The organism is Streptomyces sp. F001, from assembly GCF_004187715.1.
GTDB classification, from domain to species: Bacteria; Actinomycetota; Actinomycetes; order Streptomycetales; family Streptomycetaceae; genus Streptomyces; species Streptomyces flavusporus.
In genome coordinates, this window is record NZ_QZWF01000001.1 from 1,322,389 (window position 1) to 1,338,254 (window position 15,866).

15 protein-coding genes are annotated in these 15,866 nt (G+C 71.2%); 2 read left to right on the top strand and 13 right to left on the bottom strand.

Annotated elements, in window-relative coordinates; all coding sequences use genetic code 11:
- Positions 1-16: 16 nt before the first annotated feature.
- The 13 genes from StrepF001_RS06100 to StrepF001_RS06160 form a co-directional block, all read right to left on the bottom strand.
- The gene (locus StrepF001_RS06100) at positions 17-1,087 is read right to left on the bottom strand and encodes a right-handed parallel beta-helix repeat-containing protein (RefSeq protein WP_129797222.1); all 1,071 of its coding nucleotides are present in this window, start codon (positions 1,085-1,087) and stop codon (positions 17-19) included.
- Between the two features lie 28 nt (positions 1,088-1,115).
- On the bottom strand, positions 1,116-2,639 hold the full coding sequence (locus tag StrepF001_RS06105) for a glycoside hydrolase 43 family protein (protein WP_129797223.1): 1,524 nt from the start codon (positions 2,637-2,639) through the stop codon (positions 1,116-1,118).
- The gene (locus tag StrepF001_RS06110; protein WP_129797224.1) at positions 2,636-3,514 is read right to left on the bottom strand and encodes a PmoA family protein; all 879 of its coding nucleotides are present in this window, start codon (positions 3,512-3,514) and stop codon (positions 2,636-2,638) included. Before StrepF001_RS06110 ends, StrepF001_RS06105 begins: the two co-directional genes overlap by 4 nt.
- Positions 3,511-4,677, bottom strand: a complete 1,167-nt coding sequence (locus StrepF001_RS06115) for a Gfo/Idh/MocA family oxidoreductase (protein WP_129797225.1) — start codon at positions 4,675-4,677, stop codon at positions 3,511-3,513. The genes StrepF001_RS06110 and StrepF001_RS06115 overlap by 4 nt, the downstream gene beginning before the upstream one ends.
- 70 nt (positions 4,678-4,747) lie before the next feature.
- Positions 4,748-5,623: a carbohydrate ABC transporter permease gene (locus StrepF001_RS06120; protein ID WP_129797524.1), complete on the bottom strand. Its 876-nt coding sequence runs from the start codon at positions 5,621-5,623 to the stop codon at positions 4,748-4,750.
- A gap of 20 nt (positions 5,624-5,643) precedes the next feature.
- The gene (locus tag StrepF001_RS06125) at positions 5,644-6,579 is read right to left on the bottom strand and encodes a sugar ABC transporter permease (RefSeq protein ID WP_129797226.1); all 936 of its coding nucleotides are present in this window, start codon (positions 6,577-6,579) and stop codon (positions 5,644-5,646) included.
- A 79-nt stretch (positions 6,580-6,658) separates the two neighbouring features.
- Positions 6,659-8,389 carry an L-arabinonate dehydratase gene (araD, locus tag StrepF001_RS06130; RefSeq protein WP_129797227.1) on the bottom strand — a complete coding sequence of 577 codons (1,731 nt, stop codon included), beginning with the start codon at positions 8,387-8,389 and terminating at the stop codon, positions 6,659-6,661.
- Entirely contained in the window at positions 8,386-9,294 is a 909-nt protein-coding gene (locus tag StrepF001_RS06135; protein ID WP_129797228.1) for a dihydrodipicolinate synthase family protein, read from the bottom strand. The genes araD and StrepF001_RS06135 overlap by 4 nt, the downstream gene beginning before the upstream one ends.
- A complete protein-coding gene (locus StrepF001_RS06140) occupies positions 9,291-9,959 on the bottom strand; it encodes a GntR family transcriptional regulator (RefSeq protein WP_129797229.1) in 669 nt (222 codons plus the stop codon). The genes StrepF001_RS06135 and StrepF001_RS06140 overlap by 4 nt, the downstream gene beginning before the upstream one ends.
- Before the next feature lie 134 nt (positions 9,960-10,093).
- On the bottom strand, positions 10,094-10,846 hold the full coding sequence (locus StrepF001_RS06145; protein ID WP_129797230.1) for an MBL fold metallo-hydrolase: 753 nt from the start codon (positions 10,844-10,846) through the stop codon (positions 10,094-10,096).
- 41 nt (positions 10,847-10,887) lie between these two features.
- Positions 10,888-11,478: a TIGR03086 family metal-binding protein gene (locus tag StrepF001_RS06150; protein WP_206306773.1), complete on the bottom strand. Its 591-nt coding sequence runs from the start codon at positions 11,476-11,478 to the stop codon at positions 10,888-10,890.
- Positions 11,479-11,589: 111 nt separating this feature from the next.
- Complete coding sequence (locus StrepF001_RS06155) at positions 11,590-12,753, bottom strand: hypothetical protein (protein ID WP_129797231.1); 1,164 nt, start codon at positions 12,751-12,753, stop codon at positions 11,590-11,592.
- The gene (locus StrepF001_RS06160) at positions 12,750-13,691 is read right to left on the bottom strand and encodes a 5-dehydro-4-deoxyglucarate dehydratase (protein WP_129797232.1); all 942 of its coding nucleotides are present in this window, start codon (positions 13,689-13,691) and stop codon (positions 12,750-12,752) included. The genes StrepF001_RS06155 and StrepF001_RS06160 overlap by 4 nt, the downstream gene beginning before the upstream one ends.
- Positions 13,692-13,924: 233 nt before the next feature.
- Here StrepF001_RS06160 and StrepF001_RS06165 point away from each other — a divergent pair, with 233 nt between their 5' ends.
- Entirely contained in the window at positions 13,925-14,749 is an 825-nt protein-coding gene (locus StrepF001_RS06165; protein ID WP_129797233.1) for an NAD(P)-dependent oxidoreductase, read from the top strand.
- A 293-nt stretch (positions 14,750-15,042) separates the two neighbouring features.
- Positions 15,043-15,813 (top strand): DeoR/GlpR family DNA-binding transcription regulator, encoded by a 771-nt coding sequence (locus StrepF001_RS06170; protein WP_129797234.1) that lies wholly within the window; start codon positions 15,043-15,045, stop codon positions 15,811-15,813.
- The last annotated feature ends 53 nt before the right edge of the window (positions 15,814-15,866 follow it).

The following is a 15,866-nucleotide window of genomic DNA, read 5'->3' on the forward strand; positions in this document are numbered from 1 at the left end:
GTGAAGGTGTGTGGGGTCAGTGGTGATCGGCGGGGCCGTGCAGCCCGGTGCCGATCTGCTTCTGCGGTCCTGCGAAGCGCTTGACCAGCGCCGGGACGGCTGAGGCCGGGTCCAGCCGGTAGTCGTAGAAGGCACGCGGGTCGAAGGCCGCGCCCCACTCGTCGTGCCGCCCGGTCGTGCCCTTGAGGATCGACCCGCGCTGCACCAGCTCGGCCGTGCCGTCGGCCTGGTAGGGGTGCTGGACGTTCTCGTAGTAGGAGTTCTCGATGACCATGCGGGTCCGGCCGCGCGACCAGTTCCCGTACGTCCACACGGGGTCGCCCGGATCCGCCTGCGCGGTCAGGTGGTTGTTGTAGAGATGCGCGTAGGCGGCGTTGTCGACGGAGGGGTTGCGCTGCTTGGTGTTGGCGAACAGGTTGTGGTCGATCGTGATCTGCGTCCTGACGTCGGTCGTCCAACCGAGCCCGAACGTCTTGTTGTTGTTCTCGAACCGGTTGTAGGAGACGGTCACGTACTCGCTGTTCTTGCGGACGTCGAGCTGCCCGTCGCAGATGTTCGAGAAGCGGTTGTGGTCGACCCACACATGGTGGACGGTGTCCATCTGGATGCCGTCGAAGTCGGTGTCCTTGCAGTCCCAGTTGCCCTCGATCGCCGAGTCGCGGATCGTCAGGTTGCGGATGATCACGTTGTGGGTGCCGGGGCTGAGATGGAACTCGCCCTGCACCAGCTCACCGCTCGTCCCGACGCCGACGATCGTCTTGTCCGGGGCGACCTCGATGCTCGCGCCGAACGGCTGCGCGGTGATCGTGCCCTGGACGCGGATGACGTACGGCTCGGGCGCCGCCGCGTACTGCGCCAGCGAGGCCTGGTCGGTGACGGTGACGACCTTGCCGCCCGCACCGCCGGTCGTGCCGCCGGCCAGGGAGGCAAAGCCGTGGGGGCGGTCGGTGAAGCGGTCGGCCGTGACCGGAGCGGTCGGGGCGGCGTCCGCCTCGACCGCGCCCAGTCCCAGCGCGGCGACCAGGCCCATGACGGCGGCCAGGGCTCTGCCCGCTCCTGGCAAGCGCTCGCTTCGGAAGTGCGTCATTGCGGCTCCCCACAGGCGTGCGGTGACTTCACATGGCGGTGATGCGGAAGTGCGTGAACATGCCCGCGCCGGCATGCCCCGGCCCGTCCTCGGGCGCGAGGGCGAACAGGCCGAGCAGGGCGCCGACCCACCGCCAGGGGGTGGCGGCGAAGACCTGCCCGGAGGGACGCGGGCCGTCGCCGACGTCGTGGAAGAAGCGGCAGCGCGCCCCGGATCCGATCTCGATCCGCAGCAGCGCCCGCCCCTCGGGTGCCGGCCGCGGATGATCGGCGTCCCGCTCCCGCTCGGCCACCCCCTCGGCGAATCGGTGCACGAGCTGGACGGTCCCGTCGGCCGCCCGCTGCAACCCGATCCAGCTGAACGCGTCCCCGAGCACCGCGAGCCCGGCCCGTGCCCCCGGTTCCTCACTGTCGAGCCGCAGTTCCACCTCGACGACGGCCGGCCTTCCGGGCAGCCGCTGGGTGAGGATGCTCGGCAGTCTGCGCAGGTCGTGCGCGTCGGCCGAGCGGACGCAGGTCAGCCGTAGCCCGTCACCGGAGTGCTGGGTGGCCCAGCCGTCATGGGGGTTGGCCGCCCACTGCCACTGGCGGCCGTACCGCCCGCCGGGGAAGTCGTCGTCGGTGGCAGGCGCGGCCGGCGGCTGCGGTGGCAGGTCGGGCCGTTCGTGTACGGCGACGGGGGCGCCGTCGTCTCCCAGCACCGGCCAGTTGTCGGCCCCCCAGCGCATCGGCTGGAGGTGCACCACCCGGCCGTAGGCGCCGCGCTGCTGGAAGTGCACGAACCAGTCCTCGCCGGACGGGGTGCGCACCCAGCCGCCCTGGTGCGGTCCGTTGACGTCGGTGTCCTTCTGCTCGAGGACGACCTTCTCCTCGTACGGCCCGAAGAAGCCGCGTGAGCGGAAGGCACCCTGCCAGCCGGTCTCCACTCCCCCGGCGGGCGCCAGGATCCAGAACCAGCCGTCGTGCCGGTAGAGCTTGGGCCCTTCGAGGGTGAACCAGCCGGGGATGCGGTCGCCGTCGACGATCACCTTGCCCTCGTCGAGGAGGGAGGTCGCGTCGGGGTGCATACGGTGGCCGGTGAGACGGTTCTTGATCCCGGAACGGGATCTGGCCCAGGCGTGTACGAGGTAGGCCTCGCCCGTTTCGTCGTCCCACAGGGGGCAGGGGTCGATCAGGCCCTTGCCCGCCTTGATGAGGTGCGGGCGGGTCCAGGGGCCGCGTATCTCCGGGGCGTTGATCTGGTAGATGCCCTGGTCGGGGTCGCCCCAGAAGATCCAGAAGCGGTCGTCGTGATGGCGCAGGGACGGTGCCCAGACGCCGCAGTCGTGCCGGGGCGTGGCGAACGCGTCCGCCGGTTCCAGGCGGTCCAGGGCGTGTCCGACCAGCGTCCAGTTGACCAGGTCGCGGGAGTGCAGCAGGGGAAGGCCGGGGACGCGGCCGAAGCTGGAGGCGGTGAGGTAGAAGTCGTCGCCGACACGGATGACGTCCGGGTCGGACCAGTCGGCGTCGAGGATCGGGTTGCGGTAGGTGAGGTCGGTCTGCTGTGCGGTCACTGGGTCACCGCCTTCCGGGCCAGGGCCGCGGCCTCGTCCCGGCCGAGCCGGCCGTCGGCGACAACGGTGACGATCCGGCGGACGACGGTGTCGCCATGGGGGCACCTCCCACGCCTTTCGGGCAGTGGGGGAGGGATCGGCAGCCGCTCGTCGTGGGCGAGCGAGGAGCCGACGCCGGGGTATTCGGCGGTGCGGACGAACCAGGGGTCCCGGCGGGTGGCCTCGGTGGCGCCGGCGAAGACCAGCGTCCAGCTGCTGCCCGCGAGGGCCAGCCAGTCGGCGCGGGTGCCGTGCACCTGCTCCTCGCCCTGGCCGCCCGGAGTGAAGACGTCCGGCACCGATGCCTCCTTGCGGGCGCGCCAGAAGAAGCCGCCGTAGGCCGCTCCGGGGCGCCCGTTGGTGGCGGGACTGCCGATCGACAGCGGGCCGGAGGTGATGTTGGTGAGGGCGAAGGTGAAGTCCAACGCCCATGCGGTATCGGTGAGTTCGGTCGCGGCGACCGTACGGCGCTCGCGCAGCACCTCGGCTCCCGCGGCCACCCAGCGCAGTTCCTCGACGAATCCGTCGGGATCGCGGAGCTGGAAGGCGACGTGCCGCTGGGCGCCGTGGTTGTCGAGCTCGGTCGGGCCCCGGTCGCGGACATAGGTGCGCCCGCCCCAGAAGTTGTGCCCCTCGACGTCGGGAACGGCGACACCGACGCCGAGGTGGTGCAGGTGGTCGGCGGGGCTCAGCTCGGTGACCGCCGTGCCGGCCAGGGTGGTGACGGGGTGCAGGTACGGGCGCGGGGAGAGCCGGTCCGGGAGTTCGGGCCGGGTGACGTACCGGCCGACCGGGCGGCCCGCGACGCGCAGGACCGGGGAGTCGTGGGTCGTCATCGGGTGCTCACCTCCTTACGGTCGTTCCGCAGCGCGTTCCCGGGCGCCCAGGGAGCGCCCAGCTCCGAGTAGAGGGTCAGGGTGTCGGCGGCGGCCGCGACGAGTCCGTCGACGCCGGGCACCACCCGCCGGTGCTCGCCGGGGAGGAGATGCCAGGCGGAGTCGGGCAGCGGGGCCGGGTCCGGGGCCTGCCGGATCGCCTCCACGATCCGCATGAAGGCGCCCGTCGTGTCCGGCGGGACCAGCAGGTCGGCGCCGGTGGTGAGGTGCTCGACCAGGTTCTCCAGGAGGTCGGTGCGGCCGTGATCGAACTCCTCGGGGCCGTGGTCCGCCCGCTGGAGCAGGACGCGGTCCTGCTTGTACCAGAAGGTGATCCGGCCCTGGCTGCCGTGCACCAGCACGTACGGCTCGTCGGGCCGCTCGGCGCACAGGGTGGCGGCAACGGTGACCGGGCGGCCCTCGACGGTGGTGACGCGGACGCAGGAGGTGTCGTCGGCCTCGATGGCGTTGGCCCGCCACAGCTCGGTCTCGATGGCGGTGACGTCCTCGGCGCGGGTGGCACCGCTGAGGGCGAGCGCGGTGGCCACGGCGTGCGCGAGCGGGTTGGTGAGCGCCCCGTCGATCACGTCGACGCCGTTCATCCTGCGCCGGCCCGCCCACGGTGCCCGCCGGTAGTACGCCTCGTCGCGCGCCCAGGCGCCGGCCCCGCCGACCCCGGCCACCTCGCCGATCGCACCGTCGGCGATCAGCTGCCGGATCGCGGGCACGGCGTGCGAGCCCAGCGACTGGAAGCCGATCTGACAGGCGACGCCCGCCTCGGCGACCCCGTCGGCCATCCGGCGGAACTCGGCGTACGACGGCGCCGGCGGCTTCTCCAGCAGGAGGTGGACGCCTCTGCGCGCGGCCGTCAGCGCAAGGTCGGTGTGCGTGGGGATCGGCGTGCAGATGACGGCGGCACGGGCGCCGGTGGAGTCGAGCAGCGCGCCGAAGTCGGCGGACTGGGCCGGGAGTTCACCGCCGAACTCCTCCTCGGTGAGCGGGGTCAGCTCGCAGATACCCGCCAGTCGTACGAGACCCCGGTCCTGGAGCCGGCGGATGTTCTGCACGTGCCAGCGGCCGTGCCCTCGGGCGCCCGCGAGTACCACGGGCAGTGGTGTGGTCATGGGATCCTCCCCGCGCCCGCTCCGTGTGCCACGTCTCCGGCGATCCGGATGATCCTCCGACGTGTCCTCATCACCCCTTCACCGCCCCTGCGCTGAACCCGGTGATCAGCCACTTCTGGATGAAGGCGAACACGAGCACCACCGGGACGGCGGCGATGATGCCGCCCGCCGCGAGGGCGCCCAGGTCGACGCTGTCCGCGCTCATCAGGGTGTTCAGGCCGACCGGGATGGTCTGCTTCTGCTGGTTGTTGAGGAACATCAGGGCGAACAGGAAGTGGTTCCAGGAGTGCACGAAGGCGAAGGAACCGACCGCGATCAGCCCGGGGCGCAGCAGCGGCAGTACGACGACCCGGAAGGCGGTCATGCGGTTGCAGCCGTCGACCCAGGCCGCCTCCTCCAGCGAGTACGGCACGTTCTTGATGAAGTTGCTGATGAGGATCATCGACAACGGCAGCTGGAAGACCGTCTCGGCCAGGATGACACTGCCGAGCGAGTTGATCATCTGCAGTTCGGCGAAGATCTCGAACAGCGGGACCAGCAGCAGCGCGCCCGGCACGAACTGGGAGCAGAGCAGGGCGAGCATGAAGGCCCGCTTGATGCGGAAGTCGAACCGGGCGAGCGCGTAACCGCCTGCCAGGGCGACGACGGTCGTCAGGAAGAGGGTGGCGAGGCCGACGAGCACGCTGTTCTGGAAGTAGGTGCCGAAGGACCGCTCCGTCCAGACCTTCTCGAAGTGGTCGAAGGTCATCGGCCAGGGGACCAGGGAGGTCGAGCCGGCCGGGCGCAGGGCGAAGAGCAGGATCCAGTAGAAGGGGATGAGGGTGAAGAGCAGGTAGATCGACAGCGGCAGGTAGATCTGCCAGCGCGGGGCCTCGTCCCAGGCGCGGCGCTTCTTCGCCGGACGCTGCGGCTCGCGCACCGTGCGCCGGGGCGCGGGCGCGACCATGGTGGCCTCCTTGGTGGTGCTCACTTGTCCTCACCTCCGAACTTGCTCAGCCGCAGATAGACGATCGAGCAGAAGAGCAGGATCACGAATGCGACCGTGGTCAGGGCCGACGCGTAGCCGAAGTTGTGGGCGTCGACGCTGGTGTTGGCGATGTACAGCGGGAGTGTCGTGGTCTCGCCGGCCGGTCCGCCGCCGGTGAGGGTGTACAGCAGGTCGACGTTGTTGAACTCCCACACCGCACGCAGCAGCGTCGACAGGACGATGGCGTCCTTCAGGTGCGGAAGGGTGATGTGCCAGAACTGCTTGAGCCGGCTCGCCCCGTCGACCTCGGCGGCCTCGTACAGGTCCTTCGAGACGGACTGGAGGTCGGCGAGGATGAGGATCGCGAAGAACGGCACGCCGCGCCACAGGTCGGCGACGATCGCCGCCGGGAAGACGGTGGAGGTGTCCGACAGCCAGCTGGTGCCGTACGAGCCGATGCCCATGTCGGCGAGGTAACGGGTGATGCCGGTCTGGGAGTTGTAGAGCAGCACCCAGATCGCGGAGGTCAGCACGCCGGAGACGGCCCACGGGGAGAAGACCATCGCCCGGCCGACGGCCCGGCCCACGAACGTCTGGTTGACGATGAGGGCCAGCGCCAGACCGAACAACAGCTGGAGTCCGACCTCGACGACGACCCACTTGGCGCTGAAGATCAGCGTGTCCCAGAAGAGCGGGTCCTCGGTGAAGGCGTGGACGAAGTTGTCGAAGCCCGCGAAACCGTTCCGCCATGGCTTGGTGGGGTTGTAGTCCTGCAGGCTGTAGTAGAAGACGCTGAGCACCGGGTAGGCGATGAAGCCCAGCATCAGCAGGGCCGCCGGGGCGATCAGCAGGTACGGCAGCCTGCGTGGCGTGGCGGAGGCACGGCGCCGCCTCGGTGGCGCGGGCGGTTTCGCCACGGCTGCGGCTTGGGCCATGACTGTTCTCCGTTCTCGTACGTCGTGCGGGAAGCGCTTTCTCGAAGTGCAGGGTGATGCGAGGTCGTGCTGCTGCGGGTCAGCCGGCGTACGGGTCCTGCACCTTTCCCGGCCGCGCCAGGAACTCGAAGTCGCAGCCGGTGTCCGCCTGGGTGATCTGTTCGTTGTAGAGGGCGCCGTAGCCCCGCTCGTAGCGCACGGGCGGCGGCGTCCATTCCGCCCTCCGACGCTCCAACTCCTCGTCATCCACGTTGAGTTGGAGGATCCGCGCCTCGACGTCGAGGGTGATGCTGTCCCCGGTCCGGACGAGCGCCAGCGGTCCGCCGATGTACGACTCGGGCGCCACGTGCAGCACACACGCGCCGTAACTCGTGCCGCTCATCCGTGCGTCGGAGATCCGCACCATGTCCCGTACGCCCTGCTTCAGCAGGTGGTCGGGGAGCGGCAGCATGCCGTACTCGGGCATGCCCGGGCCGCCCTTGGGTCCGGCACCCCGCAGCACCAGCACGCTGTCGGCGGTGATGTTCAGCGACGGGTCGTTGATGGTGCGCTGCATCGTCCGGTAGTCGTCGAAGACGACCGCGGGGCCGGTGTGCTTGAGCAGATGCGGCTCGGCGGCGATGTGCTTGATGACGGCGCCGTCCGGGCAGAGGTTGCCGCGCAGGACGGCGACCCCGCCCTCACCCGCGACCGGATTGTCGCGCGGGCGGATGACGTCGTCGTTGTGCACCTGGGCGCCGGCGATCTGCTCGCGCATCGTGTCGTACGACACCGTCGGCCGGTTCAGGTGGAGCAGGTCCGGGATCCGGGACAGGAACCCGGGCAGGCCGCCGGCGAAGTGGAAGTCCTCCATGAGGTACGTCTGTCCGCCCGGCCGTACGTCGGCCAGCACCGGGACGGTGCGGGCGATCCGGTCGAAGTCGTCCAGCGTGAGCAGGACCCCGGCCCGGCCGGCCATGGCGATGAGGTGGATGACGGCGTTGGTGGAGCCGCCGAGGCCGAGGACGGTCGTCACCGCGTCCGCGAAGGCCTCCCGGGTGAGAATCTCGCTCAGCTTCCGGTCGCGGTGGACCAGTTCGACGGCGACCATGCCGGCCTTCGCGGCCATCCGGTCGTGTCCGGAGTCGACGGCCGGGATGCTGGACGCGCCCGGCACGGTCACGCCGAGCGCCTCGGCGGCGGCGGTCAGTGTGGACGCCGTACCCATCGTCATGCAGTGACCGGGCGAGCGTGCCAGGCCGCTTTCCAGTTCCTGCATCTCGCAGTCGCCGATGAGTCCGGCGCGCTTGTCGTCCCAGTACTTCCACATGTCGGTGCCGGAGCCGAGAACCTCGTTGCGCCAGTGGCCCGGCAGCATGGGCCCGGCGGGCACGAAGACAGCCGGCAGGTCGACACTGGCCGCCCCCATGAGGAGGGCGGGCGTCGACTTGTCGCAGCCGCCCATCAGCACGGCCCCGTCGACGGGGTACGACCGCAGCAGCTCCTCGGTCTCCATCGCGAGCAGGTTGCGGTAGAGCATCGGGGTCGGCTTCTGGAAGGTCTCGCTGAGCGTGGAGACCGGGAACTCCAGCGGGAAGCCGCCCGCCTGCCACACGCCCCGCTTCACGGCCTGGGCGCGGTCGCGCAGATGGACGTGGCAGGGGTTGATGTCGGACCAGGTGTTGAGGATCGCGATGACGGGCTTGCCCAGGTGTTCCTCGGGCAGGTAGCCGAGCTGGCGGGTACGGGCCCGGTGACTGAAGGAGCGCAGTCCGTCGGTCCCGTACCACTGATGACTTCTGAGCTCCTCGGGGCGCTTGATGTCGGTCATGTGGACCATCCGGCGGCGATGGCGGCGACCTCGGCGCGCTCGTTCTCGGGCAGCGGCCTGCTGGGCGGGCGGACCTCGCGGCGGCACAGCCCGAGCGAGGCGAGGGCCTCCTTGACGACCGTGACGTTGTTGGCGGAGCCGTTGGCGGCGCGCAGCTCCTCGAAGCGGCGGATCTGCTCCCAGACCTTCATGGCGGCCGGGTAGTCGCCGGATCGAAGCGCTTCGATCATGTTCAGCGAAACGGACGGGGCGACGTTCACGAGTCCCGAGGTGAAGCCGGTGGCGCCCGCGGAGAAGTAGGAGGGGGCGTACGGCTCGGCGAGGCCGGCCACCCACACGAACCGCTCCAGGCCGGCGTCGCGGGCGAAGGCGGCGAACCGGGCGGCGTCCGGGACGGCGTACTTGACGCCGATCACGTTGGGGCAGGCGTCGGCCAGCTCGGCGAGGCGGGCGCCGGTGAGCTGGCCGTTGCGGAGGTACGGGACGACGCCCAGCTCGGGCACGGCCTCGGCGATGGCCCGGTGGTAGTCGACCCAGCCGCTCTGCGAGACGTACGGGTGGACGGGCTGGTGGACCATCACCATCTGGGCGCCGAGTTCCCGGGCGTGCCGGGCGGAGGCGACGGCGGTCGGTACGTCGTGGCCGACGCCGACCAGGATCACGGCGCGGTCGCCGGCCTCGTCGATGGTCAGCTCGGTGACCAGCTGCCGTTCCTGCGGGGTGAGGGCGTAGAACTCGCCGGTGTTCCCGTTGGGGGTGAGGGTCCTGATCCCACCGTCGAGCAGACGACGCAGCAGGGCCCGGTGGGCGCCGGCGTCGACGGAGCCGTCCTCGGCGAACGGGGTCACCGGGATCGCCACCACGTCGGCCAGGGCCGCCCGCTGGGTCTCGAACGTCGTTGTCATTCCTGACCGTCCTCTCCCTGGGCCTCGGTCCCCGCGTCCGGGAAGGCCCGCTCGACGAACGACGCGATGTGCGCGTGGAGGGCGCGCGCGGCGCCGTCGGCGTCTCCGTCCAGAGCGAGCCGCAGGATCTCGCGGTGCTCCTGTGCCTCCCGGTCCCAGGAGGGGTCGGCGGCCCAGGCCACGGCGGAGACGAGGGCCGCCTGGTCGCGGACCTCGTCCAGCATCCGGCCGAGCAGCGGGTTGCCGCACGGCACGTACAGGGCGCGGTGGAACTCCCGGTTGGCCAGCGAGCGTTCGGCGGTGTCCGTGGCGTCGTCGGCCCTGGTCAGCGCCGACCGTGCGGCGTCCAGGGAGGCCCCGCGCCGTACGGAGCGCCGCAGCGCCTCCGGCTCGAGCAGCAGCCGCACGTCGTAGACCTCGCGCGCCATGTCCGCGTCCACCATGCGCACGGTGACGCCCTTGTACTGGCTCATCACCACCAGTCCGGTCCCGGCCAGGGTCTTGAGCGCCTCGCGCACCGGGGTCTTCGACACCCCGAACTGTGCGGCGAGTTCGGTCTCCACCAGAGCCTGACCGGGCGTCAACTGTCCGGTGAGGATGCGGCGTTTGATCTCCTCCAGCACGTACTGCGTGCGGGAGGGGATCGGCGTGGGCACAGAGGTCATGCGCGCCTCTCGGATCTCGCGTATGGGATCTCGCGTATCGCGTCTCATATATGACGTACGAAGTACGACGCGTTGAAGGTAGGAGCGGCCCTGTGTTTCGTCAATGCTTCTGACAAAGGAAGTCGAGGTTGCCGTCAGGCGCGCCGGAGGTCGCCCTCGCGTGCGGTGGCGGTGGGCCCGCCGAAGGCCGCCGCGGCACGGGCGGTCGCCGATTCGGGGGTGAGGGTGGGTCCGACATGTGTGACGAGCAGTTCCCCGGCGCCTGCCGCGCGGGCGGTCGTGCCGGCGTCCTCGGGCGTCAGATGGACCTGTTCGCCTTCGCGATGCGCGTCGATATCGGCCTCACACAGGAACAGGTCGGCGTCCCGGGCGAGTTCGGTGAGGGCGGCGCAGGGTCCACTGTCGCCGGAGTACGCCAGCACGCTCCCCGCGCACTCGGCGCGCAGCCCGTACGCCTCGGTGTCATGGACGACGGCCCGGGCGGTCAGGAGCAGCTCGCCGTGCCGGGCCGTATGGCCGTCGTACAGCGGCCGGAAGTCGAGAATGCCGCGCAGGAAGGCCACGTCCGGCCGGCCGAGGAACCCCGCGAGGCGCCCGGGGCAGTCCGCCGGGGCGTACACCGGGATGGGCGTCGGCGGGGTGAGACCGCCGAAGGCGAACGCGTAGACCGCGGACAGCAGATCGGTGCTGTGGTCGGCGTGCAGATGGGAGATCCAGATCGCCGTCAGCCGTGTGGGATCGGTGTGCCGCTGCAATTCCGCGAAGGTTCCGGGCCCGGCGTCCACCCACACCTCGGCGCCTGAGCCGCGCAGCAGGTACCCGGAACACGGGCGATCCGGCTGCGGGTGCGGGGAGGCGGTGCCGAGGACGGTGAGGGTGAGGGCCATGCGGGGAGCGTACGTTCAGTCTCCCGCGCCCCGCGCGCGCGTTACGGCTTCCAGTCCGGCTCCCTCCCGCTCAGCCCCACCGCCCGGTCCAGCAGCGGTGCGTCGGCCGGGACGGAAACGACGGGGCCGAAGATGCCGCCGCCGCGGTCGTCCTCGTCGGCCGCCGCGCGCAGAAAGTCGTACGACACCTGCAGCGCGGCCGGGTCGGGGGCGTACTCCTGGCCGGTGGCCCGCGCGAGGTCCCAGCCGTGGATCACCAGCTCGTCGACGGCGACGGCGCCCGCGACGGCGCCGGGCAGATCCACGCCGCCCGCGCGGGTCATGCCGGTCCAGGCGGCCGGGTCGCGCCATGCGTCGGCGAGCTCGTCCAGGACCTTGGGCAGCTCCTGGCGCCAGCCGGGCCCGATGTCCGGGACGGACGCGTCCGGGCTGGTGTCGGTGGTGACGCCGAGGTGCTTTCGGCCGGCGTCGCGGAAGGCCACGGAGAGCCCCGTCAGGTGCCCCAGCAGGTTGCGCACCGCCAGCTCCGGGCACGGCGTCCTGTCGGACAACTGCTCGTCACGCACGCCGCCCGCGAGGCGGGCGATGATCCGGGTCTGCGGTCCGAGGTCGAGGGTGGTCATGTCGGTCATCAGCTGTCTCCTCAGAGGTGCGTCCAAGGAGGTAGACCGAGACCCGCCCCGAAACTCATCGCCTGCGCGCACGCCGGTCCACGGCACCTCCCCGAGCCCCTCCCCCGCTCCTCAGACCGACGAGAGCGCCGCCCGCACGGACCCGAGGTCGCCGTCCGACGCCAGCCCGGCGTGATAGAGCCGCAGTTCCGTGGCACCGAGGTCCCGCGCGCGTGCGGCGTCCGCGGCCAGGGCGCCGGGGCGGCCGCCCATCCCGGAGACCACGGTGAAGTTGGCGGCGAGCACGGCACCCTCGCGCCGCTGCTCGGCGAACGGCGTCAGCAGGCCCGCGCCGCCCGTGCAGGGCACGACCACACCGTCGGCCACGGACAGAATGTGCGCGGGGTCCACGCCCGCGTTGGCGCCGCAGTGGTACGACACCGGGTCGGCGTGCAGGAGGACCTGGAAGCCGTCGGGCGCCGCGGCGCGGACCGCGGTGACGGCCGCCTCCTGGAGCGTGCGGGCGGTTTCGTCCCGCCACGCGCGCGTGGCGGCCGCTTTTGTCTCCCCGAGGAGTTTCCCGACCCCCGGCCAGCCCCCGTCGGAGGGCGCCCCCTGCCACACCGGTTCGAGCGCGGTGCGTACGGCGTCCGCCAGCTCGTCGGGGTCCAGGCCCTGTGCACCGTAGCCGGCCCGGCAGGCGGGGCAGAAGCACAGCGACATCAGGTACTGACCGGCGTCCCCGAGACCGACCCCGGCGGTCTTGTCGTGGGCGTGCAGATGCGCCAGCCCGTACCAGCCGAGGGATTCCAGCTCCGTGCCGCGCGCGCCGGGGCGTACGGCGGCCTCCACGGCCAGATCCACGAGGTACGCGCGCGTGGCGGGCTGGGCGATGCACGGCGCCCAGGGGTAGCGGTCGCCGTAGGCGTTGACGACCGAGGTGTCCGGATGCTCGGCGCCCAGGCGGGAGTTGTGCGCGAGCACCACCCAGGTGTGCACCTGAAGGCCTGCGCCGGCGAGCTGCTCCGCCGCTTCCCCGTAGGCGTCGCCGGGCGCCCAGTCACCGGCCGGGTACGGGCGCAGGGTCCGGCCCTCCCAGCGGGCGTCCGTGGGGTAGAGCACGGCGGCATGCTCGGCCGTGACGATGCGGTGGCGCGGGTGACGGGGCGTGACGGCGCGGGTGGAGTGGTAGGCCGCGGCGAGCGTCACCTGCGCCACGCCGAGCGCGGCGATCCGCGCCGGTGCCTCTGGGTCCCCGTTGACGTCCCAGGGGTAGACGAACGCCGACGTCTTCACATGTCCTCCTCGAGCAGCGCGTACCCGCGCTCGATCACCTGAGCGAGCTGCTTGACATGATCCTCGCCCGGCTCGTGCAGCGGCGGCCGTACCTTCCCCACGTCGAGCCCGCGCAGCCGTACGCCCGCCTTGACAAGGGAGACGGCGTAGCCGCGGCCCTGGGCGCGCAGTTCGACGAACGGCCGGTAGAAGCCGTCGAGCAGGCGGCGCACGGTGACGTCGTCGCCGGACTCGAGCGCCCGGTGGAAGGCGAGGGCGATCTCCGGGGCGAAGCAGAACACGGCCGAGGAGTAGAGGGTGATGCCGATGCCGCGGTAGGCGAGCTGGGTCTGCTCGGCGGTCGGCAGCCCGTTGAAGTAGAGGAAGTCGCCGGGGGCCTCGGTGCGCACGGCGCTGACGATGCGCTGCATCAGGTCCAGGTCGCCGAGGCCGTCCTTGAGTCCGATGATCCCGTTCGTGCGGGCCAGTCCGACGACGGTCTCGGGTGTGAACACGGCGTTGTCGCGCTGGTAGACGACGACCGGCAGTGGGGTCGCCGCTGCGATCTCCCGGTAGTGCCGCAGCAGCCCCTCCTGCCCGGGGACGACGAGGTACGGCGGCATGGCGAGCAGCCCGTCCGCTCCCGCCCCGGTCGCGAGCCGCGCATACCGTACGGCGAGCGCGGTCCCGTACCCGGCGCCGGCCACGACCGGTACGCGTCCGGCGGACTCCGCCACGGCCGCTCGCAGGCACGCCTCGTACTCCTCCGGCGTGAGCGCATGGAACTCTCCGGTGCCGCAGCACGCGAAGACGGCGGCGGCTCCGGCCTCGATGCCGCGGCGGATGTGGGCACGGTAGGCGTCAAGGTTGACGAAGCCGTCGGGGCTGTAGGCGGTGACCGGGAAGAACAGCGGCCCGCTGGGGACGCTGAGGCGGGCGGCGAGCGGGGCTGACGTCACGGGCACTCCAAGGTCCACTGTCCAAGGCCCACATTCATGTTCTGCGTCCACATTCCTGAACCCGCTCACGCTATGGCGGGCCCCCAGGAGGGGTCAAGCGTGCCAACCCCCAACACACCAGCGGATTCCTCTCCTCCGCGGCACACTTGACGCACAACGGCCCGCTCCTTAGCGTGTCCACGCATGTGAATGCGGTATATGAATGCGGCCGTTCGATTCAAGGAGACCCGAGGATGCCCGCTCCCCGCACCGTTCTGCTCACCGGCGCCGCCGGCGGCCTCGGCACCCTGATGCGGGACCTGCTCCCCGACCACGGTTACGCACTGCGCCTGCTCGACCTGCGCCCCGTCGAGGGCGCACCGGACGCCATCACCGCCGACCTCGCCGACAGGCCGGCCCTGAGCGAGGCCATACGAGGCGTCGACGCGATCATCCACCTCGCGGGCATCTCCCTGGAAGCCCCCTTCGAGAAGATCCTCAAGGCGAACATCGAGGGCACCTACAACCTGTACGAGGCCGCCCGCGAGGAGGGCATCCGGCGCATCGTCTTCGCCTCCTCCAACCACGCGGTGGGCTACACCCCCCGCCCCCAGGGCGACACACCTCTTGATTCAAGCGCGCTCATCCCGGTCGACACCCCGCGCCGCCCGGACACCTTCTACGGCCTGTCCAAGTCCTTCGGTGAGGATCTTGCGCAGTTCTACTGGGACAAGCACGGCATGGAGACCGTCTCCGTGCGCATCGGCTCCTGCTTCCCGGAGCCGACCAGCGTGCGCATGCTGTCGGTCTGGATGAGCCCCGCCGACGGCGCCCGTCTCTTCCACGCGGCCCTGACCGCCGAGAACGTCGGCCACACCGTCGTCTACGGCTCCTCCGCCAACACCCGCCTGTGGTGGGACCTGTCCACCGCGCGGGCGCTCGGCTACGCACCGCAGGACGACTCCGAGCCGTACGCCGAGAAGCTCATCGCCGAACAGGGTGAGCTCGACCCGGACAACCCGGCCCACGCCTGCCTGGGCGGCCACTTCGTGAACGACCCGCCGATCTGGCCGTACTGATCTCCCCGTACTGATCTCCTACTGACCTCCTACTGACCGAAAGCCGACGACGGGCGGGCACCGAACGGGCCCGCCCGCAGTCATGTTCGGGCGTACACCCCGCCCGATCTCACACCCCGCCCCGCAACGTCGCAGGTCCGAGGCGGGCACACACCGCGTCGAACGGGCACACACGGGCAGCATCGGGCCCGCATCAGACCTGGTCAGTGCCGCACACCCGCTGTAGAACTTCACCCAAGGGCCGCACCGGGCCCGAACGGGCAGCACAGCACCACTGAAGGCAGGTGTCGGCCATGAGCACGAGTTCGGCGGAGGAACGCCAGCGGGAGATCGTGCGGGTCGCGCGCGCCGCAGGGTCGGTCGACGTCACCGCGCTCGCCGGCCTGCTGGGCGTGGCCAAGGAGACCGTACGGCGAGATCTGCGTGCTCTGGAGGACCACGGTCTGGTCCGCCGTACACACGGCGGCGCCTACCCCGTGGAGAGCGCCGGCTTCGAGACGACCCTCGCCTTCCGCGCCACCAGTCACGTCCCCGAGAAGCGCCGGATCGCGGCCGCCGCGGCCGAGCTGCTCGGGGACGCCGAGACGGTCTTCGTCGACGAGGGCTTCACCCCGCAGCTCATCGCCGAGGCACTCCCCAGGGACCGGCCGCTGACCGTGGTCACCGCGTCCCTGCCGGTCGCGGGCGCGCTCGCCGAGACGGAGGGCTTCTCGGTGCTGCTGCTCGGCGGCCGGGTCCGCTCCGGCACGCTGGCCACCGTCGACCACTGGACGACGAAGATGCTCGCCGGCTTCGTCGTCGACCTCGCCTACATCGGCGCCAACGGCATCTCCCGGGAGCACGGCCTGACCACTCCCGACCCCGCGGTCAGCGAGGTCAAGGCGCAGGCGGTGCGGGCCGCGCGGCGCACGGTCTTCGCGGGCGTGCACACCAAGTTCGGGGCGGTCAGCTTCTGCCGGTTCGCGGAGGTCGGCGCGCTGGAGGCGATCGTCACGAGCACGCTGCTGCCGACGGCCGAAGCGCACCGCTACTCACTGCTCGGACCCCAGGTCATCCGCGTCTGAAAACCCGACTCATCCCCCTGTAGGGCACCTTCACGCCCGACAGTGCCCTTTAT